At 70.3% G+C, this 24600-nt stretch carries 16 protein-coding genes and 1 pseudogene; 9 read left to right on the forward strand and 8 right to left on the reverse strand.

Going from position 1 to position 24600, the window contains the following annotated elements; genetic code table 11:
- Positions 1–138: 138 nt before the first annotated feature.
- The 3 genes and pseudogenes from J7U37_RS17420 to bcsN form a co-directional block, all read left to right on the forward strand.
- A pseudogene (locus J7U37_RS17420) lies at positions 139–1140 on the forward strand (glycosyl hydrolase family 8); the annotation flags it as partial.
- Positions 1125–3080: a hypothetical protein gene (locus tag J7U37_RS17425; protein WP_247636505.1), complete on the forward strand. Its 1956-nt coding sequence runs from the start codon at positions 1125–1127 to the stop codon at positions 3078–3080. The pseudogene J7U37_RS17420 and the gene J7U37_RS17425, both read left to right, overlap by 16 nt.
- Positions 3077–4054, forward strand: a complete 978-nt coding sequence (gene bcsN, locus J7U37_RS17430) for a cellulose biosynthesis protein BcsN (RefSeq protein ID WP_247636506.1) — start codon at positions 3077–3079, stop codon at positions 4052–4054. The genes J7U37_RS17425 and bcsN overlap by 4 nt, the downstream gene beginning before the upstream one ends.
- A gap of 358 nt (positions 4055–4412) precedes the next feature.
- Here bcsN and J7U37_RS17435 read toward each other — a convergent pair whose 3' ends face one another.
- From J7U37_RS17435 to ptsP, 4 genes are all read right to left on the reverse strand, one after another.
- Positions 4413–5855, reverse strand: a complete 1443-nt coding sequence (locus tag J7U37_RS17435; RefSeq protein ID WP_247636507.1) for a carbohydrate porin — start codon at positions 5853–5855, stop codon at positions 4413–4415.
- A 137-nt stretch (positions 5856–5992) separates the two neighbouring features.
- Positions 5993–7720 (reverse strand): PTS fructose transporter subunit EIIBC, encoded by a 1728-nt coding sequence (locus tag J7U37_RS17440; protein ID WP_247636508.1) that lies wholly within the window; start codon positions 7718–7720, stop codon positions 5993–5995.
- A 68-nt stretch (positions 7721–7788) separates the two neighbouring features.
- Positions 7789–8748, reverse strand: a complete 960-nt coding sequence (gene pfkB, locus J7U37_RS17445) for a 1-phosphofructokinase (RefSeq protein WP_247636509.1) — start codon at positions 8746–8748, stop codon at positions 7789–7791.
- Complete coding sequence (gene ptsP / locus J7U37_RS17450) at positions 8745–11297, reverse strand: phosphoenolpyruvate--protein phosphotransferase (RefSeq protein ID WP_247636510.1); 2553 nt, start codon at positions 11295–11297, stop codon at positions 8745–8747. Before ptsP ends, pfkB begins: the two co-directional genes overlap by 4 nt.
- Positions 11298–11465: 168 nt before the next feature.
- Between ptsP and J7U37_RS17455 the strand changes: the two genes are divergently transcribed.
- Together J7U37_RS17455 and J7U37_RS17460 are read left to right on the forward strand one after the other, a co-directional pair.
- Positions 11466–12449 (forward strand): LacI family DNA-binding transcriptional regulator, encoded by a 984-nt coding sequence (locus J7U37_RS17455; protein ID WP_247636511.1) that lies wholly within the window; start codon positions 11466–11468, stop codon positions 12447–12449.
- A 324-nt stretch (positions 12450–12773) separates the two neighbouring features.
- Positions 12774–15104, forward strand: a complete 2331-nt coding sequence (locus J7U37_RS17460) for an EAL domain-containing protein (protein ID WP_247636512.1) — start codon at positions 12774–12776, stop codon at positions 15102–15104.
- Positions 15105–15111: 7 nt separating this feature from the next.
- Here J7U37_RS17460 and J7U37_RS17465 read toward each other — a convergent pair whose 3' ends face one another.
- The 4 genes from J7U37_RS17465 to J7U37_RS17480 all read right to left on the reverse strand — a co-directional run bounded on the left by J7U37_RS17465 (position 15112) and on the right by J7U37_RS17480 (position 19816).
- The gene (locus J7U37_RS17465) at positions 15112–16767 is read right to left on the reverse strand and encodes a thioesterase family protein (RefSeq protein ID WP_247636513.1); all 1656 of its coding nucleotides are present in this window, start codon (positions 16765–16767) and stop codon (positions 15112–15114) included.
- Positions 16768–17200: 433 nt separating this feature from the next.
- On the reverse strand, positions 17201–17995 hold the full coding sequence (locus tag J7U37_RS17470; RefSeq protein WP_247636514.1) for an ABC transporter ATP-binding protein: 795 nt from the start codon (positions 17993–17995) through the stop codon (positions 17201–17203).
- Between the two features lie 16 nt (positions 17996–18011).
- Complete coding sequence (locus J7U37_RS17475; RefSeq protein ID WP_056190629.1) at positions 18012–18815, reverse strand: ABC transporter permease; 804 nt, start codon at positions 18813–18815, stop codon at positions 18012–18014.
- Between the two features lie 8 nt (positions 18816–18823).
- A complete protein-coding gene (locus J7U37_RS17480) occupies positions 18824–19816 on the reverse strand; it encodes an ABC transporter substrate-binding protein (protein ID WP_082503726.1) in 993 nt (330 codons plus the stop codon).
- Positions 19817–19931: 115 nt separating this feature from the next.
- On the opposite strand from J7U37_RS17480, the gene J7U37_RS17485 reads away from it, so the two are divergent.
- The 4 genes from J7U37_RS17485 to J7U37_RS17500 all read left to right on the forward strand — a co-directional run bounded on the left by J7U37_RS17485 (position 19932) and on the right by J7U37_RS17500 (position 24571).
- Complete coding sequence (locus J7U37_RS17485; protein WP_247636515.1) at positions 19932–20870, forward strand: 3-hydroxyacyl-CoA dehydrogenase NAD-binding domain-containing protein; 939 nt, start codon at positions 19932–19934, stop codon at positions 20868–20870.
- Positions 20871–21013: 143 nt separating this feature from the next.
- Positions 21014–21949 carry a dihydrodipicolinate synthase family protein gene (locus J7U37_RS17490; protein ID WP_056190633.1) on the forward strand — a complete coding sequence of 312 codons (936 nt, stop codon included), beginning with the start codon at positions 21014–21016 and terminating at the stop codon, positions 21947–21949.
- Between the two features lie 22 nt (positions 21950–21971).
- Complete coding sequence (locus J7U37_RS17495; protein WP_247636516.1) at positions 21972–23690, forward strand: IlvD/Edd family dehydratase; 1719 nt, start codon at positions 21972–21974, stop codon at positions 23688–23690.
- An 89-nt stretch (positions 23691–23779) separates the two neighbouring features.
- Positions 23780–24571, forward strand: a complete 792-nt coding sequence (locus J7U37_RS17500) for a fumarylacetoacetate hydrolase family protein (protein ID WP_247636517.1) — start codon at positions 23780–23782, stop codon at positions 24569–24571.
- The last annotated feature ends 29 nt before the right edge of the window (positions 24572–24600 follow it).

Below are 24600 nucleotides of genomic sequence, written 5' to 3' on the forward strand. Positions count from 1 at the left end.
GAAGCGCGGCCCGGTGAGATCCAGACCACCGATGCCAAGCCCGTCGGGCAAGGCAGTCCCCAGCAAAGCGGTCCCCAGCAAGGCGGGGCTCGGCAAAAGGGGCCTCAACAAAGCGGGGCTTGGCCGGCCGAGGTGCTTCCGATGCTGAACAGCCTCGGGAACACGCCGGGCTGGCGCAGCTACAAGGCCCGCTTCGTCACGGACCAGGGCCGGGTCGTCGACACGGGCAACGGCCGCATCAGTCACAGCGAAGGGCAGGGCTACGGCATGCTGCTCGCGGTGGCGGCGGGCGACCGCGACGCCTTCCAGCGGATCTGGAACTGGACCCGCGCGAACCTGATGGTCCGCGACGACGCCCTGCTGGCCTGGCGCTGGGAGCCGGACAAGCGGCCCGCTGTCGCCGACATGAACGACGCCACGGACGGCGACATCCTCGTGGCCTGGGCCCTCGCCGAGGCCGCCGAAGGCTGGTCGGACGAGGGCTATCGCCTCGCCAGCCGGCGCATCGCCGTGGACATCGCCCGGCGAACGGTCCTGTTCCGTAACGAGGGCTTGCCCCTGCTGCTGCCCGCCATGAGCGGCTTCTCGGCCGAGGACCGGAACGACGGTCCGGTGATCAACCTGTCCTACTGGGTCTTCCCGGCCTTCCCACGGCTCGCCGGCGTCGCGCCGGAGTTCGAGTGGAGCCGCCTCAGCGCCGTGGGCCAGGAACTCACCCTGCGCGCCCGCTTTGGTGCGGCCCAGCTGCCGACCGAATGGATCTCGATGCGTGGGGGCCAGCCTCAACCGGCCGCCGGCTTCCCGCCGCACTTCTCCTACAACGCGGTGCGGCTCCCCCTCTACCTTGCCATGGCGGGCATTACGGAGCGGAACTACTACGAGCCCCTGTTGAAGCTCTGGGCCGAGCCGGATCCCGCCGGGCTGCCGATCATCGACACCGCGAGCGACACCGTCGCGGGACGCATGGCGGAGCCCGGCTACGCGGCGATCCCGGCCTTGGCCGCCTGCGCCGTCTCCGGCACGCCGCTGCCTGGCGGGCTGGCGGACCCGGCCCCGAACGAGAACTACTATCCCGCCACGCTCCACCTTCTGGCCCTGACGGCCACCAACATGAGGTACCGCTCATGCCTCGGCCGCTGAACCTGCGACCCGGCGCGGCGCCGCTCCTCCTCGCCCTCGCGGGCGGTCTCGCCTGGGTCGGCCCCAGTTTAGCGCAGCAGGCCCCCGTCCGCACGGGGGTGCTCCAACTCAACGAACGGCGCGCGCCGGTCATCCTCGACACGCCGCAGAACGCGGGCGGCGCCGAGATCATCGACGAGAGCGCCCTGCGCTACTACGCCGCCCAGCGCCAGGGCGAGCGCGTCCAGGCCGAGATCGCGCGGCTGCGGCGGCGCCATCCGAACTGGACCGTCCCGGCCGATCTCGACACCCTGAAGCCGAGCCCACCCGAGGAGGCCCCGATGTGGGACCTCTTCACGGCCGGCCGCTTCGATGAGCTGCGCACGGCGATCAGCGTCCGCCAATCGGTGGATCCCGGCTGGCAGCCGTCGGAGGATCTCGCGCGCAAGCTCAACCGCGGCACCCTGCGCAGCGCCGCGCGGGCGGCCGCCCGGGACGGATCCTGGGACGACCTCATCGCCCGGGTGAAGGCCACCCAGGAGGGTATCCAGAACCTCGACATCGACATCGCCTGGACGCTGGCCGAAGCCTATGCGCGGACCGGCGACATCGCTTCGGCCTCCGCCCTGTACGGTACCCTGTTGAAGGAGCAGGCCGATCCCGGCCTGCGCCTCGCCACGGTGCAGAAGGCCATGGCGGCGATGCCGATGGCCGCCGTCGAGCCACTCCTGGCCATGCGGAGCCCCGGCACCGAGGGCACGGACGAGTTCCGGTCCATCCATCAGGACGTGACCCGGGCCCGCATCGCGGCGGTCCTGCACGGGCAGCCGGCCGGACGCATCGAGCCGGCCGATCTGGCCGCCCTCGGCGAACAAGCCCGCCGCGTGGGCGAGCCCGCGCAGATCGCGCTGCTCGGCTGGTACGCTTACCACCGACGCCAGTTCCGCGAGGCCCTCGACTGGTTCAAGACGGCCCTGGCCCGCGGCGGCGATGCCGCGGTGGCGACGGGCCTTGCCCTGTCGCTGCGCGAGATGGGACAGGATCGCGAGGCGGAGGAGGTCGCCTTCGCCTGGCGCACCGCCTCGGTGACGAACCTCTCCCTCTACGTCGACATGATGGAGCGGCGCCTGGGCGAAGGCCCCGCCTCGCCGGTCGAGACCGAGCGCCTCGACCGGTTTGCCAAGGTCGTCCTTGCCACGAGCGCTCCCGAAGGCGCGCAGGCGCTCGGCTGGTACGCCTACAATGCCTGCCAGTTCGACGCCGCCGCGGACTGGTTCCAGAGGGCCGTCAGCTGGCGGCCGCGCGAATCCGCCGTGCTCGGCTACGCCCTCAGCCTGTCGCGCCTCAAGCGCACGCGGGACTACCTGGAAACCGTGAACCGGTACGACGGCCTGTTCCCGAAGGTGGTCGGACTCGTCTTCGCCGAGCCCGATCCGCAGGCGCGCGACACCGGCCCGTGCGGCCCGGCCCCGGCCGTTCCGCAGCAGGCGGCGCCCCCCGCCCCGTCGCGCGTGATGGTGCCGAAGCCGGCCGTCGCCACCGCGCCGGTCCGACCCCTGGCCGTCCAGCGTGGGGAATTTCCGATTACGGTCGCGGCTGAGAACCCCCTGCGCTTCGGCGAGGGCGCCTCTCTCACGCCGCGTGCGCGGGACTCGGAATACTTGCGTGAGGTGCGCGGGCCGCAGCCCCTGATCGCCCGCCGCGTCGTGGGCGTCGGGGCCATGCCCTACGAGCGCTACGGCTTCACCCTACTGCCGGGATGGAACGGCCTCGCTCGGGCGAGCCTTCAGGCAGGACCGCCGGCCCCGCCTGTGGGCACCCTCGCGCAAGCTGAGGGTGGCATTCTTGCGCAGACCGGCTCGCCCCGGTCGGTGCAGCCCCGGGACGGCGACCGCTTCGGTCCGTTCGATACCGCCAGCACCGAACGGAGCGGCCAGCGAAATCCAGGACTGGATCGATGAACGGACCGAAGTTCTCCTCCGGCCGGCCGCAGGTGCCCTTCCGGAACACGCTGCTCCGGATGACCGGCCTCGCCCTCGGCCTGAGCCTGCTCGGGGCTTGCCAGACCGCGAAGACGAGCCGTACCGCCCCCCGATTCGAGACGGCCTTCGCCTCCACGGGGTCCGCCGGCAACCAGCCCCTGGTCTTCGTTCCGAACAGCGGCGCCATCGAGTCCGTCGAGGAGACGCGCTCGAGCGCGAGCCTGCGGCAGCGCATCGTGTACGGACAATCCCGCGGCCGGGTGGATCTCACCATCGCGTCGGGCCGGGTGTGGGACGATCCGGCCATGGCCAAGCCAAGCCGCGCCGGAATCGCGGCCGAACTCGGAAGTCTGGAAGACGGGTCCTCCTACCGCATCGTCCGCCAGCCCATGCGCAACGCCTACGGACCCATCGGGGTCGCCGTGAGCCAACGCTGCGCCTATGCTTGGCAGTGGATCGACGACCTTCAGCGGGTAGAACTCGGCCGTGCCGCCCTGCGCGGGCCGGTCGCGGTCTCGCTCCGCGTGCAGCATTGCGGCCGCAGGCCGATGGCCGCCGAGACGCTCCTGGCCGACCTCACGCGCATCCGCCTTGGGGTGTCCACCGAAGCTGTGGCCCGTGCCACGCGTCCCCGGATCGTACGGCCGAGACCGGCCGCCGAGCCCTTGGCCGCCGAGCCCGTGGCCACCCTGGCCCCGGTCGCCCCTGCCATCGCTGCGCCGACCCCAGTTCCGGGCCCGCCCTCGGTTGCAGTCAACAGCAGTCGCACTCTGGTGACGCTGCCACCGGCCCCGGCAGGCCAGTCCTACCTCGCGCAGCCCGCTCCGGCTCCGGCCGCGCAGACCGTATCCGTGGTTCCCCGGCCGACGGCCTCGGGGGGCTCGGATCGCGCGCGCTTCCTGACCGACGCGCTGCCGGCCTCCGGCCGTACGCCGCCGCCAGCTGGCTGGTAGGGGTCCCGGACGGCGAGGATGCCCATCGCGTCGTGGCGGACGATGCAGGATTGTCCGACTCACGCTCGCTGCGCTGATCATTGCAGGCGAGCCCAGCCCAGACCACACGACCTCGTTCCAGCGGTGACGGCAGGTGCTCGCCGACGAGAACAACGCTTTTTCGTTCGAACCGAAACGTCGAGCCTGAGCGTGGGAAGGGTCTGCGGAGTGAGCCTGTCGCGGCGATCCGCGGCCACAACGCGCGTTCGAAGCTGCCGCGCGGCCTCGGACATCGCCGGTCTCATTATCGCACCCGGACCGGGTGTGGGTGAAACCGGCAGCCGATCGATCCTCGCGGCGAGGCCGGAGGCAGGCGCCCTCAGTTCGACACCGGTCCCGGCGCCAGCCCCGCGAGGGTGAAGAGATCGACCGACAGCTTGGCGCCGACCACGAGGGCGTCGGGGATGTTCCGGGTGTAGGCCGGGAAGCGGGTCTGGTCCGGGTTGATGATGTACTGAAGGTTCGGGGTCAGGCGGATCGCCGGGGTGACCTGGATGCCGTAGTTGAGCTCCATCATGATCTGCTGTCGGGGAATCGACCGGTCGAGGCCGAGGGCGTTCTGCGCGGCCGTGATGTTGGAGAGGGCCAGGGGCGAGAAGCGCTGGGTGTTGATGACGAAGCCCAGGGTATCCAAGGGGCGGCCCGCGAAGGTGCCGGTCTGGAGAGCGCCGATCTCCAGGAAGTAATCCTCGACGAGGCGTCCGGAGGTGCCCGCCATGGCGACGCCGAACAGGGTCAAGCCCTGGATGGCGCTGGGATCGGGACGCCAGACCATCTGGTCGAAGCGGGCATAGACGCCCGAGCGCCCGAAGCGGCTGGCCGGGGCGAGCCCCGTCAGGACCGCGCGCTGGCCGGTGATGTCGCGCACCGGGTCGGCATAGTCGGAGGCGTCGTACCAGCCGCCGATGCCGTAGTTGCGCGGCAGGGGGTCGTTGGCGAAGGTGGTGGAATAGCCGAGCTCGACCGGCAGGATCGCCCCGGTGGCGCCGCGGGTCGAGAGGTCGAGGCCATTGTCGCCGGGCTGCTGATGGCGGGGATTGACCTCGTAGACGCCGGCATGGACGAAGACCCGGTCGGTGAGCCAAGCCTTGGCGTGGGCGCCCCAGCTGGAGACCGGCCAGAAGGTGAAGTTCGAGGTCTTGAACACGAAGGTCGGGTTACCGCAGGCGGAATTCGACTGGAAGTTGCAGTAGATCGGTGAGTTCAGGAAGGCGATGTTGGCCACCAGGCGGCCGAACTCGATCACGAGCCGATCGTCGAAGAGCTTCTGCTCGTAGCTGAGCAGGGTGAGCCGGGTGGTCTGGCCGCCACCGTAGATCTCCTGCACCGAGGTGTTGTTGCCGATGAAGTCGCCGGCGAGATTGTCGCCGTGGCGGTTGGTGACGGCGATGTGGAAGGCGCCGCCACGGATGCCGGCGAGGCGGTTCAGGTCGGCGTCGATGCCGAAGAACAGCTGCCCGGCATAGGCACCGCCCTGGCGGATGCCGCCGATCGGGTTGGCGGCGGCCTGACCGGTGTAGTTGGCGCTGAGCGTCAGGCCGTGGCCGAGGTCGAACACGCCCGTGGGCAGGGTGGGGGGCGTCGCGCTCTGGCCCAGGGCGTCCGCTGCAGCGGCCGCGCTCTGGGCCCCCGCGATGCCCTGGCCGCCCGGACGGGGCGGCAGGCGCCGCGGGCGGCGCAGGACCTGCCGCCGGACCGTCTCCGCCACGCCGATCCCGACAGCTTCCACCGTCTGCGCCCGCGCCTCCGATCCCAGCGTCATCAAGCCCAGGCTTACGACAGCAGCCCTCAATCCCTTGCTCATCCAGTGTCCCCTTCGATCGCGTGGTGTTTGCGTGGCCGGTCTTGATGCCGGGTAGGGTGCTGGCCGCCGGTCCCCGTGCGGGGCCGCCGGCGGCCTCAGGCGGCGCGCTTCTTGAGCAGGCCGACGAGCAGACCGGTGACGAGGGTTCCGACCACCAGGGCGATCAGCGCGCCGGGGACGTTGGTCACCGCGTTGGGAATCGGCAGGACGAAGAGGCCGCCATGCGGCACCTTCAGCTCGACCCCGAGGCTCATCGCGATGGCACCGGCGAGCGCCGATCCCACCACCATGGAGGGAATCACCCGAAGGGGGTCCGCCGCGGCGAATGGGATCGCGCCCTCGGTGATGAAGGCCGCTCCGAGCACAGCCGCCGCGCCGCCGGCTTCGCGCTCGGCCTTGGTGAAGCGGCCGGGGAACAGCCGGGTGGCGAGCGCGATTCCGAGCGGGGGCGTCATGCCGCCGATCATCACGGCGGCCATGGGCGCGGTGATGCCCGATGCGATCAGGGCGGCGGCCGAGGCATAGGCGGCCTTGTTGACCGGGCCGCCCATATCCACCGCCATCATCCCGCCGAGCACCAGGCCGAGCACCAGGGCGCTCGCCCCCTGCATGCTTCTCAGCCAGTCGGTGAGGGCCGCCAGGATCGCCGCCACCGGTACGCCGACGACGTAGATCATCAGCAGGCCGGTGACGGTGGTGGCCAGCAGCGGCAGGATCAGGACGGGCTTCAGGCCCTCCAGGTTCCTGTGCAGGCGGATGTGCCGGTTGAGGAAGGCGGTGGTGGTCCCGGCGATGAAGCCCGCCGCGATGCCGCCGAGGAAGCCGGCCTGCAGGTTGGCGGCGAGCATGCCGCCGATCATGCCCGGCGCGATGCCGGGCCGGTCCGCGATGGAGAACGCGATGTAGCCGGCCAGCACCGGCACGATCAGCGCGAAGGCCGCCTTGGCGCCGATATCGCCCAGGGCGAAGCCGAGGCTGCCGGCGTGGTCGGGTTTCATCGCGTCGATGCCGCCGAAGGCGAAGGCCAGGGCGATCAGCAGGCCGCCCGCCACCACGAAGGGCAGCATGAACGAGACACCGGTCATCAGGTGCTTGTAGGCCCCGGCCTTCTTCTCCTCCGGTTCCGGCCGGGCCGACCCGCCGGCCTCGGCAGCGGTTCCGGCATCGGGCTGGCGCTGCGCCTCGGCGAGCGCCGTCGCGAGCAGTCCCTTGCCGTCGCGGATCGCCGCCTTGGTGTTGGTGGCGTAGAGCCTCTTGCCGGCGAACCGACTCCGGTCGACACCGGTGTCGGCGGCGATCAGAACGATATCGGCCGCGGCGATCTCGGCAGCCGTGAGGGCGTCGCGAGCGCCGACCGACCCTTGCGTCTCGACCCGAACGTTGTGGCCGAGCGCCTGAGCCGCCGCCTGGATGCCCTCTGCGGCCATGAAGGTATGGGCGATGCCGGTGGGGCAGGAGGTGATGGCGACGATCCGCCGGCGCCCCTTCGGCGCCACGTCCTTCGGCGGACCCGCCTCGCCCGACCCGGCGAGGAAGCGGTCGAGCACCGCATGGGCGTCGGTGAGCACGTCCTCGATGCGAATCCGGGCGCGGCGCATGGCGCCGAAGCGGCCTTCGTCGAGGTCGCCGTCGCCCACCAGCAGGACGGCGTCGGCGCCCGCGATCGCGTCGGCGCTCAGGGCGTTGCCGGAGACGCCCTTGCCGCGCAACTCGAGGTCGAGGGGCTGGTTGCGCCGGCCGGCCGCCTTGCGCAGGGCCTCTCCGGCCAGCACCGCGTGCAGGCCGAGATCCCCACCTCCCACCACTGCGAGCACCTGCGTCATGGCTTCCTCCCGTTGCGTCGCGCGCCGCTGTGCGGGTGCGTCGGTGTCATGGTCCGGAGTCCGAGGTTTCAGACCGGGACGTCGAGCGATTCGACCCGCACCGTCCTGGCGATCGCCAGGACGGTCTCGCGGGCGGGCAGGTTGGCGCCGGCCAGGCCGAGCTTGCCGGCCGCGAAGGCCATGGCGAGGCGCGCGGTCGCGACCCGGTCGAGGCCCGCATGGAGGCCGGCGACGAGGCCGGCCACGAGGGCGTCGCCCGCCCCCACCGTGCTGGTCACCCGGGTCGGCGGGGGATGGGCGTGGACCATGCCGTCGGCCGCCGCGAACAGCGCGCCCTCGGCCCCCAACGAGACCACCACCAGGGGGATGCCGCGCGCCACCAGATCGCGGGCCGCCCCGACCACATCGGCCAGGGTCGGTAGCGGCCGCCCGACCCAATCCTCGAGTTCGTGCCGGTTGGGCTTGACCGCGAAAGGCAGGGCTTCGGCCGGGGCCGCCAGGGCCGCCGCCAGGGCGGGGCCGGACGCGTCGAGGACGAGGCGGGCGCCGCGCGGCCGCAGCTCGGCGGCGATCTCCGCGTAGATCCCGGGCACGACGCCGCCCGGCAGGCTGCCGGCCAGCACCACCAGGGCATCGGATGTCACATCCCGGCGCAGCAGCGCCCGGACGAGGTCGAGGGTGGCGGAATCGACGGCGAGCCCCGGCAGGTTGAGGTCCGTGGTGTCGCCGGTCTCCGCGTCGAACAGCTTCAGGTTGGTCCGGGTCTCGCCCGGGATGCGCACGAAGCGATCCTCGATGCCCTTGGCCGCCAGCAGGGCCTGGAACGGCGCGGCGTTGTCCTGGCCGAGGATTCCGGCGGCGGCCACCGGCACGCCCCAATCGGCGAGGCAGGCGGCGACGTTGACGCCCTTTCCGCCCGCATCCGAGCGCGTGCCGCGCGCCCGATGGACGTGCCCGGGCCGCAGGGCGTCGAGGGTCACGGACCTGTCGAGGGCCGGGTTGAGGGTGAGGGTGACGACGCGGCTCATGCGGGCTCTCCCTCGTCGGGCGCAGCCAGGGCTCGGACCGCGGCCGCGTCCTCCTGGGCGCAGGCCCGGGCGGCCAGCGCCCGCAGGGCGCCGATCTCGCTCACCCGCAGCCGGGCCTTCACGGCGGCCACGTCGCGCGGGGTCATCGACAGCTCGTGGACGCCGAGGCCGGCGAGCAGGCCGGCGCCGAACGGATCGCCGGCGATGCCCCCGCAGACGCCGACCCAGCGCCCGTGCCGGGCCGCGCCCGCGCAGGTCATGTGGATCAGGCGCAGCACCGCCGGATGCAGGGAATCGGCCTCCGGCGCGAGCTCGGTGTTCTGGCGGTCGATGGCCAGGGCGTACTGCGTCAGGTCGTTGGTGCCGATCGAGAAGAAGTCGCAGTGCCGTGCGAGGGCGTCGGCCTGGATCGCGGCGGCCGGCACCTCGATCATGATGCCGAGCGGCAAGGCCGGCGCCTCGAGTTCGGCCCGGATGCGCGCGCAGTGGGCGCGGAGCGCGAGCACCTCCGGCACCGAGGTGATCATCGGGAACATGATGGAGAGCGGGGCCTCCCTGCCGGTGGGCGCACCGGCCAGAATGCCGTCTCGGGCCGCCCGGTACAGGGCGCGCAGCTGCGGCTCCATCAGGTCGGGCCGGCGCAGGAGCAGCCGGGCGCCGCGCACGCCGAGAAACGGGTTCTCCTCCCGCGGCAGGTGCAGGTGAGCCACCTGCTTGTCGCCGCCGATATCGAGGGTGCGCACGATCAGCGGCCGGCCGGCGAGGGCGTCCAGCATCGCCCGATAGGTGGCGTACTGATCGTCCTCGGTCGGCGTGTCGCCGCGCTCCAAAAACAGGAACTCGGTGCGCATCAGGCCCACGCCCTCGGCGCCCTGGTCGAGGGCGAGGGGCACCTGTTCGGGATTGTTGACGTTGGCCCCGATGGCGACCGTGTGCCCGTCGCGGGTGCGCGCGGGCAGGGACCGCTCGCGGGCCTCCGCCTCGGCCCTGGCGCGCTGGCGCGCACCCCAGGCCCGGGCCGAGGCGAGGTCGGCCGCGCTCGGGTCGAGGTAGAGCCGGCCGGTGCCGCCGTCGAGGATCGCGGGGGTGTGGTTCTTCAGGGCGAGCAGGGTGGGGCCGCCCGCCACCATGGCGGGAATCCCCAGGGTGCGGGCCAGGATCGCGGTGTGCGAGGTCGGGCCGCCCTGGGCGGTGGCGAGGCCGATGACCCGGGACGGGTCGAGCCCGGCGGTGTCGGACGGGGCGAGATCGGGGGCGATGAGGATGCAGGGCGCGTCCGGCAGGTCGTGGCGGCTCCTGAGCGACGGATCGATCTGCGCCAGCACCCGCCGGCCGACGTCGCGCAGGTCCGCCGCACGGGCGGCGAGCACGGGATTGCCCAGGGCCGAGAGCCGGCCGGCCATCCGCTCCACCGCCTGGTTCCAGGCGAACGCGACCCCGTGGCCCTCCACCATCAGCTGGCAGGCCAGGGTGATCAGGTCCGTGTCGGCGATGAGCTCGCCTTGCGCCCGAAAGATGCCGGCATCGGCCTTGCCGAGGCGGCGCTCGGTGTCGTCGGCCAGTGCCCGGAGCTGACCCTCGGTGGCGGCGAGGGCCGCGTGCAGGCGGTCGCCGCCGGAGGTCAGGGGCTCGGGCACGTCCGGGACCGTGACCTCCGCCTGGCTCAGCACATGGATGGGCGCGATGGTGAGACCGGGGCTCGCGCCGATGCCGGCCAGCACGCGCGGCGCGTCGGCGGGGTTCCAGCCGGCCACCGGGCCGGCCGCACGAGCGGCGGCTTCCGCGGCGGCCCGCGCGGCGGCCTTTTCCCCGGCGCTCAGGCCCGTCACCGCCGCGCAGATCCGGGCGAGGGCGCCGGCTTCGTCGTCCCCCTCCGACGAGATCGTCACCGCGTCGCCGCAGCGCAGGCCGAGCTGGAGCAGGGCGATCAGGTTCTTGGCGTCGGCGACTTCGGCGCCGTGGCGCACCTGGATCCGGGCGGGGCAGGCGCGGGCCGTCTCGACCCAATGGGCGGCCGGGCGGGCATGGAGCCCGGTGGGATAATCGACGGTCCAGTCGAAGCGCTGCCTGAGGTCGCCCGCCGGGCCGGCCGCACCGGGCGCAGGCGCATCTTCGGTGAGGGCCGCGACGATCTCCTCCTTGCGGGTGGTGGTGCGCAGGGCGGCGAGGCGCGCCTCGTCCTGGATCAGCCGGGTCAGGCGACGCAGGATGGTGATGTGGGTGTCCGACTGGGCCGCGATGGCGACCACGAGGTGGGCGACCTGGCCGCCGTGCCACGCGATGCCGCCCGGAACCTGCAGGACCGCCAGCCCGCTGTCGCGGACGTGGTGACGGTCGTCGACCATGCCGTGCGGGATGACCACGCCGTGGCCCAGATAGGTGTTCGCCACGCCCTCGCGCCGCAGCATGCTGGCTTCGTAGGGCGCCTCGATGCAGCCGGATGCGATGAGGAGCTGGGCCGCAGCCCGGATCGCCGCTTCCTTGGTGGCCGGCGCGGCACCCAGCTGAATCAGCAGGCGCGGAGAAAGGGTCGGCGTCGGCGCGAGCATGGCGTGCTCCTCCCGTGAACATCGTTGCCGGTGCAGTTGTTGGCTGTATGAAAACGTTTTCACAAATTCTGTCAACGGAATTCGGCGCAATAATGCAAACCGGACCCTTGTCGATCACGGATCTCGGTGCCAGAACGGCGCTATGACGCTGAAAACGTTCTCTTCCCGATGAGTGCCAGTATTCGCGACGTGGCGCGCGCGGCCGGCGTCTCGACGGCGACGGTCTCCCGGGCTCTGGGGCGGGGACCGGTCAGCGACGTCCTGCGCCAGCAAGTCGAAGCCGCGGTTCGAGCCACCGGATACCGCCCGAACCTCTCGGCCCGGCGCCTGCGCTCACAATCAACGCAGACCATCGGGTTGATTGTCGCCGACATCCGCAATCCCTTCTTCACGGCCGTGAGCCGTGCGGTCGAGGATGCCGCCTACGCCGCCGGCATGCGGGTGATCCTGTGCAACACCGACGAGGACCCCGAGCGCGAGCGTCTGTACCTGCGCCTGATGGAGGAGGAGCGGGTCACCGGCGTGATCTTCGCGCCCACCCGCGTCACCGCCGAGTCGCTCAAGGCCGACAGCCTGGACGTGCCGGTGGTGTTCATCGACCGGACCGGCCCCGCGGGCACCTATGACAGCGTGGTGCTCGACAACGCGGCCGCGACCGGCACCCTGGTCGATCATCTTCGAGCCCGGGGCTATCGCCGGATCGGCGGCCTGTTCGGCTCGACGAGCTCCACGGCGCAGGAGCGGCAGGCCGGCTACGAGGTGGCGATCCGGCGCCTCGGCGCCGAGCCCCTGACCCGCGTCGCGCCGCCCACGGCGGAGGCGGCCGAAGCCACGCTGACCCGCTGGCTGACCGAGCCGGACCGCCCCGATGCGCTGATCCTGTCGAACGGCCTGATGCTGATGGGAGCAGTGCGGGCCGCGCGCGCGCTCGCCCTGGCGGTGCCGGACCGGCTCGGCCTCGCCGGCTTCGACAACGACCCCTGGACCGACCTCGTGGAGCCCGGACTCACGGTGATCGAGCAGCCCGTCGCGCAGATCGGCGCCCAGGCGATGGCGCTGCTGTTCGACCGGCTGAAGGCGCCGGCGGAAGCGGTGCGCAAGGTCACCCTGAGCGGCCGCCTCGTCGTGCGGGGATCGTCGGGGCGCATCTAGACCCGTTCCGGAGCGCGGGATCACGGAGGGGCGACCAAGGAGGATCGGAGACATGACGGGTCGGGCGATCCGTATCCCGACGGCCGGATGGTCCGGCCCGCCCGGAGCCAACGATCATGCGGGAAGATCACGCCATTTGCGTCGATTTCCGATATTCAAAATACACTTGAGGATCATAGCATGGTTCACCGAAGGATATTATTTTTATGTTAACCTTCTGTTTCGCCCATCGTCGAAGAATCCCGGCTACAGGGCATATTAAGAGTTTCCACCTTTAGTTCCAGGTCTACAGACGCTCAGCAAGGGACGTCGGTGTCGTTCGAGATGTTGATTTCATTCCTGGTCGACACGGATCGGCGGGGCGGACCCCTGGATTCCAGTCTGCGCGATCGCGTTCGTCTCGAGCAGATCGATGTGGCCCTGCGCCTCGTGCCCTTCACGGTGCTGGTCAGCCTCAGCGTCGTGCAGGTCATCGTGTACCTTTACTGGAACTCGCCTGAGCGGACCTATCTGGCCCTGCTCGAAGCCTTCATCCTCCCGCTGGCCGTCGGCGCGCTGGAGCAGTGCTGGCGCTGGCGCTCGCGCGCCAAGCCGACCGAGGTGAATCTGCGCTTCGTCCGCCGGGTGACGCTCGCGGCCTTTCTCTACGGGTGCCTCCTGGCTTCGATCCCCGTCATGCTGTTCGGCAAGGCCGACGCGGATGGCCGTCTGCTGATCGCGGCGAGCTGCGCCGGCCTCATCGCCACCGGCATGAGCGCGGCGGTCCTGCCCCGCGCCGCCATCGCGTATTCCGGCCCGATCATCGTCGGTTCGTTCGTCGCCCTCGTGATGACGGGCGAGCAGTTCTACATCTATGTCGGCCTTCTCCTCACCTTCTATGCCGCGTTCGTCTGCCTGACGATCATCCACCTGAGCCGTCTCGTGACGATGCGGGTGATCGCGCAGGCCGATCTCGAACGGCAGCAGGAATTCACCCACCTGCTGCTCAACGAGTTCGAGGAAAGCGCCAGCGACTGGCTCTGGGAGACCAATTCCGACCTGCGCCTGCAATACGTGTCCCCGCGCCTGATCGAGGTCGCGGGCTCCTCCGAGCGCCAGCTCCAGGGCCTTCCGCTCGAACGGCTGCTCCTGCCCTCGCTTGCCGCGCCGTTCGGGCATCCGAGCGCGAGCCTGTGGAAGCATATCGAGGAGCGCCGCGCGTTCCGGAACATCCTGCTCCCCATCGACATCGCCGGCGAGGCGCGCACCTGGTCCTTGAGCGGCAAGCCGACCTTCAGCCGGAAGGGCGAGTTCGCGGGCTTCCGCGGCGTCGGCTCAGACGTCACCGAGAAGCGGCGCTCCGAGGAGCGGCTGTCGTACCTGGCTCTGCACGATTCCCTCACCGACCTCCCCAACCGCGTCCTGTTCCAGCAGCAGCTCGACAGCCTTCTCGCGGACCTCGGGGAGGCCGACCGGTTCGCCGTGCTGGCCCTCGATCTCGACGAGTTCAAGAGCGTGAACGATACCTTCGGCCACGCCACCGGAGACGCGCTGCTGCGCGCCATGGCCGAGCGGCTGCGCCGGGCCGCGCCCGACGTGCTCCTCGCGCGCCTGGCCGGAGACGAGTTCGCGATCCTGGCGACGGGGTCGCACCTGCGCGACGACTACGCCCTCGAGGCCCTGGCGAGCGGGATCGTCGAGGCCATCGCCCTGCCGTTCCACATCGAGGGCATCTGCGTCAGCGTGGGCATCAGCATCGGCATCGCGGTCGCCCCGAAGGATGGGCGCCGCGAGATCATGCACCGCGCCGACCTGGCGCTCTACCGGATGAAGAACGAGGGCCGCAACGGCTACCGCTTCTACGAAGCCGAGATGGACGAGCGCATCGAGGCCCGGCGCGCCCTGACGGCGGATCTGCGCGGCGCGCTCGATCGCGACGAGTTCGTCCTCTATTTCCAGCCCATCGTCAGTGCGGCGGACGGCCGGATCCACGGCTTCGAGGCGCTGCTGCGCTGGAAGCACCAGGTCCGCGGCTTCGTCTCCCCGGCCGAGTTCATCCCCCTGGCGGAGGAGACCGGCATGATCATCCCGATCGGGGAATGGATCATCCGGGAGGCCTGCCGGATCGCCGCGAGCTGGCCGCGGGGCCTCCACATCGCCGTCAACCTGTCGCCGATCCAGTTCCGCCACTCCGACCTGACCCTGATCGTGCGCTCGGCCCTGCGGGATAGCGGCCTTCCGGCCGGCTGCCTCGAACTCGAGGTGACGGAATCGGTGTTCCTCGAGGCGACGCCGGCCGTCCACACCACCTTGATCAAGCTGCGCGAGATGAACGTCCGGCTCTCGCTGGATGATTTCGGGACGGGCTATTCGAGCCTGAGCTACCTGCGCCGCATCGCCTTCGACAAGATCAAGATCGACCAAAGCTTCGTGCGCGACCTGCCGCACGAGAAGAGCGGCGCCGCGATCGTGCGGGCCATCGTCGACCTGGCGATGAGCCTCGACATGACGATCACCGCCGAGGGCGTGGAGACCGAGGCGCAGCGCCTGTGCCTGGCCCAGCAGGGCTGCCACGAACTCCAGGGCTACCTGTTCAGCAAGCCCCTGCCCCTGAAGGAGGCCGCGGCACTGGCGGCGCTGCGGGTGATCCGCCCGAGGCAGCCTCACGCGGCCTGATCCCGGCTCAGCGTCCCCCGATCGCCGCACTCTCCGCGGCCTGCTGCGGCTGGACCGTGTGGGGCGAGGATTTCGGCCAGTAGGGCAGGAAGCCCTCGACGATCGAGCGGGGGATATCCAGGGGCCGGAACAGCTGCGTGTCCACGAACATCAGCGACTGCTCGCCCCGGCCGAGAAGGCCGTGCCGCTCGCTGTGGATCTCGTGGGCGAGAGTGACGAACTTGCGATTGTGGTTGGCGATCCGCAGCCGGACGACGATGGGCTCGAACTCCGCGGCCTCGCGCCGGAAATCGTGGGTGAAGGACTTGGTCAGGACGTAGAAGCTCGTCGTCTTCAGATCGAACCGCGGCATGCAGATGTTGAAGAACAGCTCGCGCGTCTTGCCGACCCAGCGGACGTAGTTGGCGAAATAGACGTTCCCGACCGAATTGGTGTCGTCGTAGGTTGGGATCATCCGCATCACGAACCATTGCCCGTCGAACCCGTGCGACATGACCGCGTCCTCGCGCGCCATCGTCACCACGGGGGCGGCGATCGGGGCGGGCGCCTGCGGGACGGCGTTCGGGTCGGTCGCCGAGGCGACGGGCTGGGGCGCGGTCCAGCCGAAGAGATCCAGGATTGCCGGCAGCGCGCCGATCAGGCCGATCAGCGGCGCGATCGCCAGGAAGGCCGGAACGGGCGTGACGTAGCCCGCGAGGAAGATCAGCGCCGCGGTCAGGCCGATCATGTAGCTCAGCACCGGATCGTAGGGCCGTCTGGCACCGAGGGTCTCGCCGACGAGGCTGCCCGCAGCGCCGACCAAGAGCGTAGCGAAGGGGAGCATCAGGTACATCATCGACAGGTTGGCGGCGATCATCGCGAAGGCGAGCGCCAGCGCGGCGAACACGATCCAGACCGGGGAGGCGATGAGGCCCGCCGGGATGAAGGCGAGCAGCGGGGAGGAACTCCGCGCCGTGACCGCCGTCATGAACCAGCGCGTCGCGCCGTAGAAGCTGTCGAAGGTCGAGGCCGCCGCGATGACGGTCCACACCACGAAGGGCAGGACCACTCCGTCGAGGTGGCCGCGAGCGATCGCGAGGGCGACCGCCGGCTGCAATCCGGTGATCCCGTCGGCCGACACGATGCTGCCGGCCGACCCCGCCGCCGCCGCCAGCAGGGCGTTCATCGACAGAAGACCGAAGAACAGGATCGCGCCGACGCCGTAGGCCAGCCGGATCGACGCGCCTTCGCGCCGGATCTCCACCGCCCGCTGCCAGTGCTGCACGTCCATCCACGGTCCGAGCAGGAAACCCACGAGGGTCGGGATGACGAGACCGGTGAAGCGATCGTCGAGGGCGAACAGCGGGAGGCTGGCGGCCTGCGAGGCCGGCCAGAAGCGCACGAGGGCTACGCCGGCGGCGATCAGCCCGATGACCAGATAAGCCGCGTGGAGTGTCTTGAGCCTCCGCAACGGAAGCGCGTGTCCGATCGAGCAGGCGGCCAGGATCAGAACGGAGAGTCCGAGTTCGGCCTGCGTGCCGAACAGCGGAATCCACGCGTAATACGCGAAACCGAACACTGTGATGGCGAAGGCAAACAGTTGGCACAATTGGAACAGGAGCGCGTATCGCGACCCGACATCGGCCAGGATCTTGGCGGGATTTCTCTGAGGCGCTCCGAGCATCCACCCGAATAGGCAAAGCCCTCCCGCATTAGGCAGTGCAAACGCAAGGAACCCAAGCCATCCATTGGTCAGGGTCACATGAATAGTATAGAAGAACCCCAATCCCCAGAACCATGACAAGGCGATGGTGGGCGACCACATCAGGGATCGAGAAAAACTAGACTGCATTTTAATCACTTGGCAGAGGATTACCTCGCGGTTTTTATCTGATCAGATCTCCAAGTGAAATACGATTATCATAAGAAAGGACGGGACGCTGAGGGTCGGCCGACAGACATTCGAAAGGTCGCGGTGCGCCGAGGCGCCGGGCCCATCGGGCGCGCGGATGAGGTGCGGATCACACGCGGATCGAAACGTCAGGATCCCGCCCTGATCAGGCCGGGGCGACGACCGGGCGAGCCCGGTTCCGGGTCCCACCGGCGGGGGTTGCGGTTCAGTCCACCGCGGCCCCGTGCAGCTCCGCGCTGGTGAAGCGCTGCTGCTCGGCCATCACCAGGCCGGCGAGTTCCCGCTTGAGGGCGTTGAACTCGCCCGAGGCGGTGTCGCGCGGGCGTGGGATCTCGACCGTGAGGTCGCGCTTGATGCGGCCCGGCCGGTAGGTCATCACCAGGATGCGATCGGCGAGATAGATCGCCTCCTCGATCGAGTGGGTGACGAAGATCACCGTCTTGCGGGACTCGGCCCAGATCCGTAGCAGCTCGTCCTGCAGGGTGCGGCGGGTCAGGGCGTCCAGCGCCCCGAACGGCTCGTCCATCAGCATCACGGGCGGGTCCAGCGCCAGGATGCGGGCGATGGCCACGCGCTGGCGCATGCCGCCGGACAGGTCCTTCGGGTAGCGCTTGCGGAAATCCGACAGGCCGAGGGTGGCGACGATGCGGTCCACCGTCACCGTGGCGTCGGCGCGCGGCACGCCCTGGATGTCGAGGCCGAAGCGGACATTGTCCTCCACGTTCATCCAGGGAAACAGGGCATATTCCTGGAAGACCATGCCCCGGTCCGGGCCCGGCTCCGTCACCGGGCGCCCGCCCATGCGGATCTGCCCGGCGCTGAGGGGCATGAAGCCCGCCACCGCGTTGAGCAGGGTGGACTTGCCGCAGCCGGACGGCCCGAGCAGGCAGAGGAACTGCCCCTCCGGCACCGTCGCGGTGATGTCGTCCAGCGCCGGCACGGCGCCGGCGCCCGTCCCGAACACCTTGCTGGCGTGGGCGATCTCGATCTGCGCCGACATGATCAGCCGTCCCGGTTCAGCGTTCAAGGCCGCGATGCCAGCGCAGGAGGTGGTCGTTGAGGCGCGACATCGCCCCGTCGATGATGAGGCCGAGGATGCCGATGGTGAGCATGCCGCCGATGATCTTGTCCGACCACATGTACTCGCGCGCCTCGAGGATGCGGTAGCCGAGGCCGTCCGAGACCGCGATCATCTCGGCCACGATGACCACGATGAAGGCGGTGCCGATGCCGATACGCATGCCTGCGAGCACGTAGGGGCTCGCCGCCGGCAGGATCACCCGGCGGAACATCGTCCAGGGCTTCGCCCCGAGATTGCGGGCGGCGCGGATGTAGATCGAATCCACTTGCCGCACGCCCGCGATGGTGTTGACCAGCACGGGGAAGAAGGTCCCGAGCGCGATCAGGAACAGAGCCGGCGGGTTGCCGAGGCCGAACCACACGATGGCCAGCGGGATGTAGGCGATGGGTGGAATCGGCCGCAGGATCTGGAGAAGCGGGTTGAACAGCCCATAGAGCCGGTCGCTGGTGCCGAGGATGAGCCCGACCGGCACCGCGAGCCCGGCGCCGACGCAGAAGCCCATGAGGACGCGCGCGAGGCTCGCCACCGCGTCGTGCGGCATCTCGCCGGAGACCAGCCACTGCCCGTAGCTCTCCGTCGCCGGATCGTAGGGCAGGCCGGGCAGGAGGCCCTGGTACCACTTCACCGCCACCGCGCTCGGCGGCGGCAAGACGATCGGGGAGAACACGCCGGCCCGGCTGAGGATCTCCCACAGGACGAGGAGGACGAGGGGGACGAGAGCGCCGCGAAACCGGTTCATGGTCGCGCTCAGTTCGTCTTGAGCTCGGCCTTGGCCTTGTCGAGGAGGTCGGTCTTCACCCACTCGGCGTCGGATTTCGGCGGGTTCACCATCTTCCCGAGGCCGTACTTCATCATGTAGTCGGTCGTGGTCTGCATGTGCCCGGCCGGCACGTCGTAGGTGTACTTCGCGTTGGCCATGCCATCGCGAAAATCCTGGCTCGAGAGCTGGCCCTTGAACACCGTTTCACGGACGTACTTCTCGGCGAGCGCCGGATCGTCGATGAAGGCCTTGGTGGCGGCCACGAATAGCTTGAGGACCCTGGCGGCGACCTCGGGCCGCTCGTTGTACATCTTCTCGGTCATCACCAGCGGGCGCACCGGCACGCCGATGGGGGTGTCGTAGGGCTTGACCACCTCGGTGGCGTAGCCCGCGCTGATGGCCTGGGTCGATTGCGGCTCGCTCTGGCAGATCACGTCGACGTATTTCTGCGCGAGCGCCTGGTTCAGGTCGGCGTAGTTGTTGAAATAGATCAGCTGCACGTCCTTGCCGGCCCGCTCGGACCAGGTCATCCCGTGCTTGTCGAGCTCGGCCAGCAGCATCAGGTCCTGGGTGCCGCCCCGCACGGTGGCGACCTTGAGGCCCTTCACGTCCTTCAGGGTCTTGACCGTGTCGAGGTCGGGCCGGCGCAGGATGCGGACGCCGCCATTGGCGAAACCCGCCACCACGTAGAGCTTCACGCCGTTGCCGCGCGCCGCCACCGCGCCGTCGGCGCCCGAGGCCGAGATGTCGATCTGATCCACCGCCATGGCGGGGTAGATGTCGGCTCCCTTGGCGAAGACCTTCTCGTCGATCTTCAGGCCGTATTTCGGAGCGATCTCCTTCATGTAGGAGATCGCCCCGTAATGGGCGAACTTCAGGTTGCCGAGGCGCACCACGTCGTCGGCCCGGGCGCTGCCGAGAGCCCCCAGGGTCGCGAGAACGAACAGGGCTGCGCGCGTCGTCGCGTGGCGCTTGAACATCGGTGTCCTCCGGTCGCGGGTCGTGGCGCCCGCTTTGTCCGCCGAGAAAACGGTCGGTACAGTCTTGAGTTAAGCGTATTCTGGATTCGAATGTAAAGCGCCGGGAGGGAGAGTTTTGGCGGGCCTTGAAACGGATGAAATCGGCCGGGTCACCGTGCTGGGCTGCGGCACCCTGGGTGCCAGCTGGGCCGCCCTGTTCCTGGCTCACGGCCTCGATGTGGCGGCCTGCGATCCCGCGCCCGGATTCGAGGCGAGCGCCGGCCGGGCGATCGAGGCGGCGCGCGCGCAGCTGGCCGAGCTGGGCTTGCGCGGGCAGGGCGCGCTGCAATTCTACGGCCGCCCGGAGGACGCCCTCGCCGGCACGGACTACGTGCAGGAGAACGCGCCGGAGAACGAGGCGGTGAAGCGCACCCTGCTGGCGGAGGTCGATCGCCTGCTGCCGCCCTCGATCCTCGTGGCGTCGAGCACCTCGGCGATGCTGCGCAGCGCCCTCGTGGCCGATTGCGTCCGGCCGGAGCGGATCCTGGTGGCGCATCCGTTCCACCCGCCCCACCTCGTGCCGCTGGTGGAGATCGTCGCCGGCACGCCCGCGGTGGCGGCGCGGGCCGCGGCCTTCTATGCCCGCCTCGGGCGCCGGCCCGTGATCCTCGACCGCGAGATGCCGGGCCACATCGCCAACCGCCTCGCCTCGGCCCTGTACCGGGAGGCGGTGAACCTCGTGGCCGAGGGCGTGGCGAGCGTCGCCGACATCGATGCCGCCCTGTGCAACGGTCCCGGCCTGCGCTGGGCCGCGATGGGCCCGCACATGACCTATCACCTGGGCGGCGGGGCGGGCGGCATCCGCCACTATCTCGACCATCTCGGCCCGAGCCAGGAGCGGCGCTGGGCCAGCCTCGGCACCCCGAGCCTGACGGAGGCGGTCAAGAACCGGATCGTGGACGGGATCGAGACCGAGGCCGCCGGCCGCTCGCTCGAGGCTCTGGCCGAGCGCCGCGACCGGTCGCTCATCGAGATCCTCAAGGCCCGCATCGAGGTGGCGGGGGAGGGCTCCTGAAGCCTCGCGCGGACCGCCCGATCCGCGGCCGGCCGCGGTCCGACCTCGTCACCCCGGCAGCGCCGACGATCCCCCGACGATCCCCTGCCACTTCCTCGTCACTTGCCCGTTCCTCGGCCCCGCCGACCCCCAAGGAGGACACCATGGCTCTGACCAGCGCGATCAAGGGGGTGATCCCCATCGCCCCGACCCCCTTCCATCCCGACGGCCGGGTCGACGAGGCCTCCCTCGACCGGATGTGCGGGGTCTTCTCGGGCGCGGGCGTCGATGGCGTCACCATCCTGGGCCAGCTCGGCGAAGCGCCGAAGCTCGACCATGCCGAGGCGGTCGCCATCGCCAAGCGGGTCGTCGGGCGCCTGGATATCCCCGTCCTCGTCGGTGTTTCGGCACCCGGTTTCGCCGCCATGCGGTCGCTCGCCCGCGAGGTGATGGATCTGGGTGCGGCCGGCGTCATGATCGGGCCGCCCAACACCCTGCGCACCGACGATCAGGTGGTGGCCTATTACCGCAACGCCGCCGAGGCGATCGGCGCCGACGTGCCCTTCGTGATCCAGGATTACCCGCTGACCTTCTCGGTGGTGATGACCCCCGCGGTCATCCGCCGGATCGTCACCGAGAATCCGTCCTGCGTCATGCTCAAGCACGAGGATTGGCCGGGGCTCGACAAGATCACGGCGCTGCGCGCCTTCGAGCAGGACGGTTCGATGCGCCACATCGCGATCCTCACCGGCAATGGCGGCCTGTTCCTCGACTTCGAGATGGAGCGCGGCGCGGACGGCGCCAACACCGGCTACGCCTTCCCGGAGATGCTGGTCGACGTCGTGCGGCTGTCGAAGGCCGGCGCGCGCGATGCGGCGCACGACCTCTTCGACGCACACCTGCCGTATCTGCGATACGAACAGCAGCAGGGTCCCCTGGGCCTCGCGGTGCGCAAGTACGTTTTCCAGAAGCGCGGCATCTTCGCCTCGGACGCCCAGCGCAAGCCGGCCGCGAGCCTGTCGGCGCAGGGTAGGGCGGAGGTCGACTACCTTCTGTCGCGCATCGCCCGCGTCGACCCGCGCGCCCGCGTGGCGCCCTGACATCCGGAACGGGACACGCATCATGAGCAAAGGTCTGCGCAAGGGCCTCACCAGCTACGGCGACGCGGGCTTCTCCCTGTTCCTGCGCAAGGCCTTCATCAAGGCGGCGGGCTACTCGGACGATGCCCTCGACCGGCCCATCGTCGGCATCACCAACACGGCGAGCGACTACAACCCCTGCCACGGCAACGCCCCCGCCCTGATCGAGGCGGCCAAGCGCGGGGTGATGCTGGCCGGCGGCCTGCCGATGGTGTTCCCGACGATCTCGATCCACGAGAGCTTCGCCCACCCGACCTCGATGGTCCTGCGCAACCTGATGGCCATGGACACCGAGGAGATGCTGCAGGCCCAGCCGATGGACGCGGTCCTCGTCATCGGCGGCTGCGACAAGACTCTGCCGGCGCAGATCATGGCGGCGGCGAGCGTCGACCTGCCCACCGTGGTCATCCCGGTCGGCCCGATGGTGGTGGGCCACCACAAGGGCGAGGTGCTGGGCGCCTGCACCGATTGCCGCCGGCTCTGGAGCGCTCATCGGGCCGGCGCGATCGACGCCGAGGAGATCGAGCGGGTCAACAGCCGCCTCGCCCCCTCCGTCGGCACCTGCATGGTGATGGGCACGGCCAGCACCATGGCCTGCGTCACGGAAGCGCTCGGCCTGTCGCTGCCGATGAGCGCCACCGTGCCGGCGCCCCATGCCGAGCGCATCCGCATCGCCGAGGCGAGCGGTCGCCGCGCCGCCGAGATGGCGGTCTCGGGCGGCCCGCGGCCGAGCGAACTCCTGACACCGGCCGCCTTCCGCAACGCCCAGGTGGTGATGCAGGCGATCGGCGGGTCGACCAACGGCCTGATCCACCTGACCGCCATCGCCAATCGGACGCCGCACGGCATCGATCTCGACGCCTTCGACGCAATCGGCCGGGCCGTGCCCGTGCTGGTCGACCTCAAGCCCTCGGGCCAGCACTACATGGAGCATTTCCACCATGCGGGCGGCCTGCCGACCCTGCTCCGGAACCTGGGATCGCTGATCGATCGCGACGCCCGCACCGTGGCGGGCGGCACCTTGCGGGACGTGGTGGCGCAGGCCGAGGACGTGCCGGGCCAGACCGTGATCCGCTCCGCCGGAGACCCGATCAAGCCGGTCGGCGCCATGGCGGTCCTGCGCGGCAATCTCGCCCCACGCGGCGCCCTGATCAAGCACAGCGCCGCAAGCCCCGCCCTGCTTCAGCACACCGGCCGGGCGGTGGTGTTCACCTCGATCGCCGACATGACCATCCGGATCGACGATCCCGACCTCGACGTCGGACCGGACGACGTTCTCGTCCTCCAGAACGGCGGACCGAAGGGCGCCCCCGGCATGCCCGAGGCGGGCTACCTGCCGATTCCGAAACAGATCCTGGCGCGCGGGATCAAGGACATGGTGCGGATCTCCGATGCGCGCATGAGCGGAACCGCCTTCGGCACCATCGTCCTCCACATCACGCCGGAATCGGCCGTTGGCGGCCCCCTCGGCCTCGTCCGGACCGGCGACCTCATCCGCCTCGACACCGCGGGCCGGCGCATCGACGTGCTGGTCGACGATGCGGAGCTGGAGCGGCGGCGGATCGCACTCGGACCGCCCGTCAGACCGGATTGGGCCAGGCGCGGCTACTTGCACCTGTTCTACGAGACGGTGCTGCAGGCGGACGAAGGCTGCGACTTCGATTTCCTGCGGGCCGAGCCTTCTCCGGACAGGGCGCGCTGAGGAAACAGGCGCATCCGGGCGCAGGAATCCGGTAGAGGATCCGGGAGGGGATCGGTCGCGCTCCGCTCCGCCCGACAGCAAGGTCCACCATGTCCGATACGTTCGATTCCGATACCTTCGATCCCCGGCCCGCCGCAGAGCTGCTGCGGGATGCCTATCGCGACGGGCGGCCCTTCGCCGAATTGCCGGAGGCCGTCCGCCCGCGCACGATGGCGGAGGGCTACGACGTCCAGGATCGGCTCCTGGCCGCCCTCGGCGCGGAATCCGTCGGCTGGAAGCTCGCCATCGGCAGTCACAAGGGCAAGCGCAGTTCCGGCGTCGGCCGCTCCATCGCGGGTCGGGTGCTGAAGGATCACCTTCACGCCGACGGCGCCGCGCTCCGGATGCCGCATGCCGGCGCGGTCACGATCGAGTTCGAGATCGCGTACCGGATCGCCCGCGATGTCGCCCCGGACGCTCCCGTGGTCCCGGCGGCCGACATCGTCGGCGAGACCTGCGCGGCGTTCGAACTCGTGCTGTCCCGGTTCTTCGATCGCCGCGCCGTCGGCTGGCCGAGCTTCGCCGCCGACAATTCCGCCTTCCAGGCCCTGGTGCTCGGCCCGGCGATTCCGGCGGCCGACCTCGCCGAGGTGGCGCGCAGCCTCGTGGTCGAGGTCGACGGGACCGAGCGGGTCCGCGCCGTCACGGGCGACGACGTGACCGACCCGCTCGCCGCGCTCACCGACCTGATGGCCGTGGCGCGCGAGCGCGGCATGACTCTTCCCGCCGGCAGCATCGTCTCCACCGGCACGCTCTCGGTGCCGTTCGACCTGGCGGGGCCGGGCCGGATCACGGCGCGCTTCGCGGGCCGGAGCCTCGGGTTCACGCTGCTGCCGGTTTGAAGACGCCTGCGGGTTCGAGGGATTCGTCC

The sequence above is a fragment of the Methylobacterium sp. 37f genome (assembly GCF_023093475.1).
Classification (GTDB): Bacteria; Pseudomonadota; Alphaproteobacteria; order Rhizobiales; family Beijerinckiaceae; genus Methylobacterium.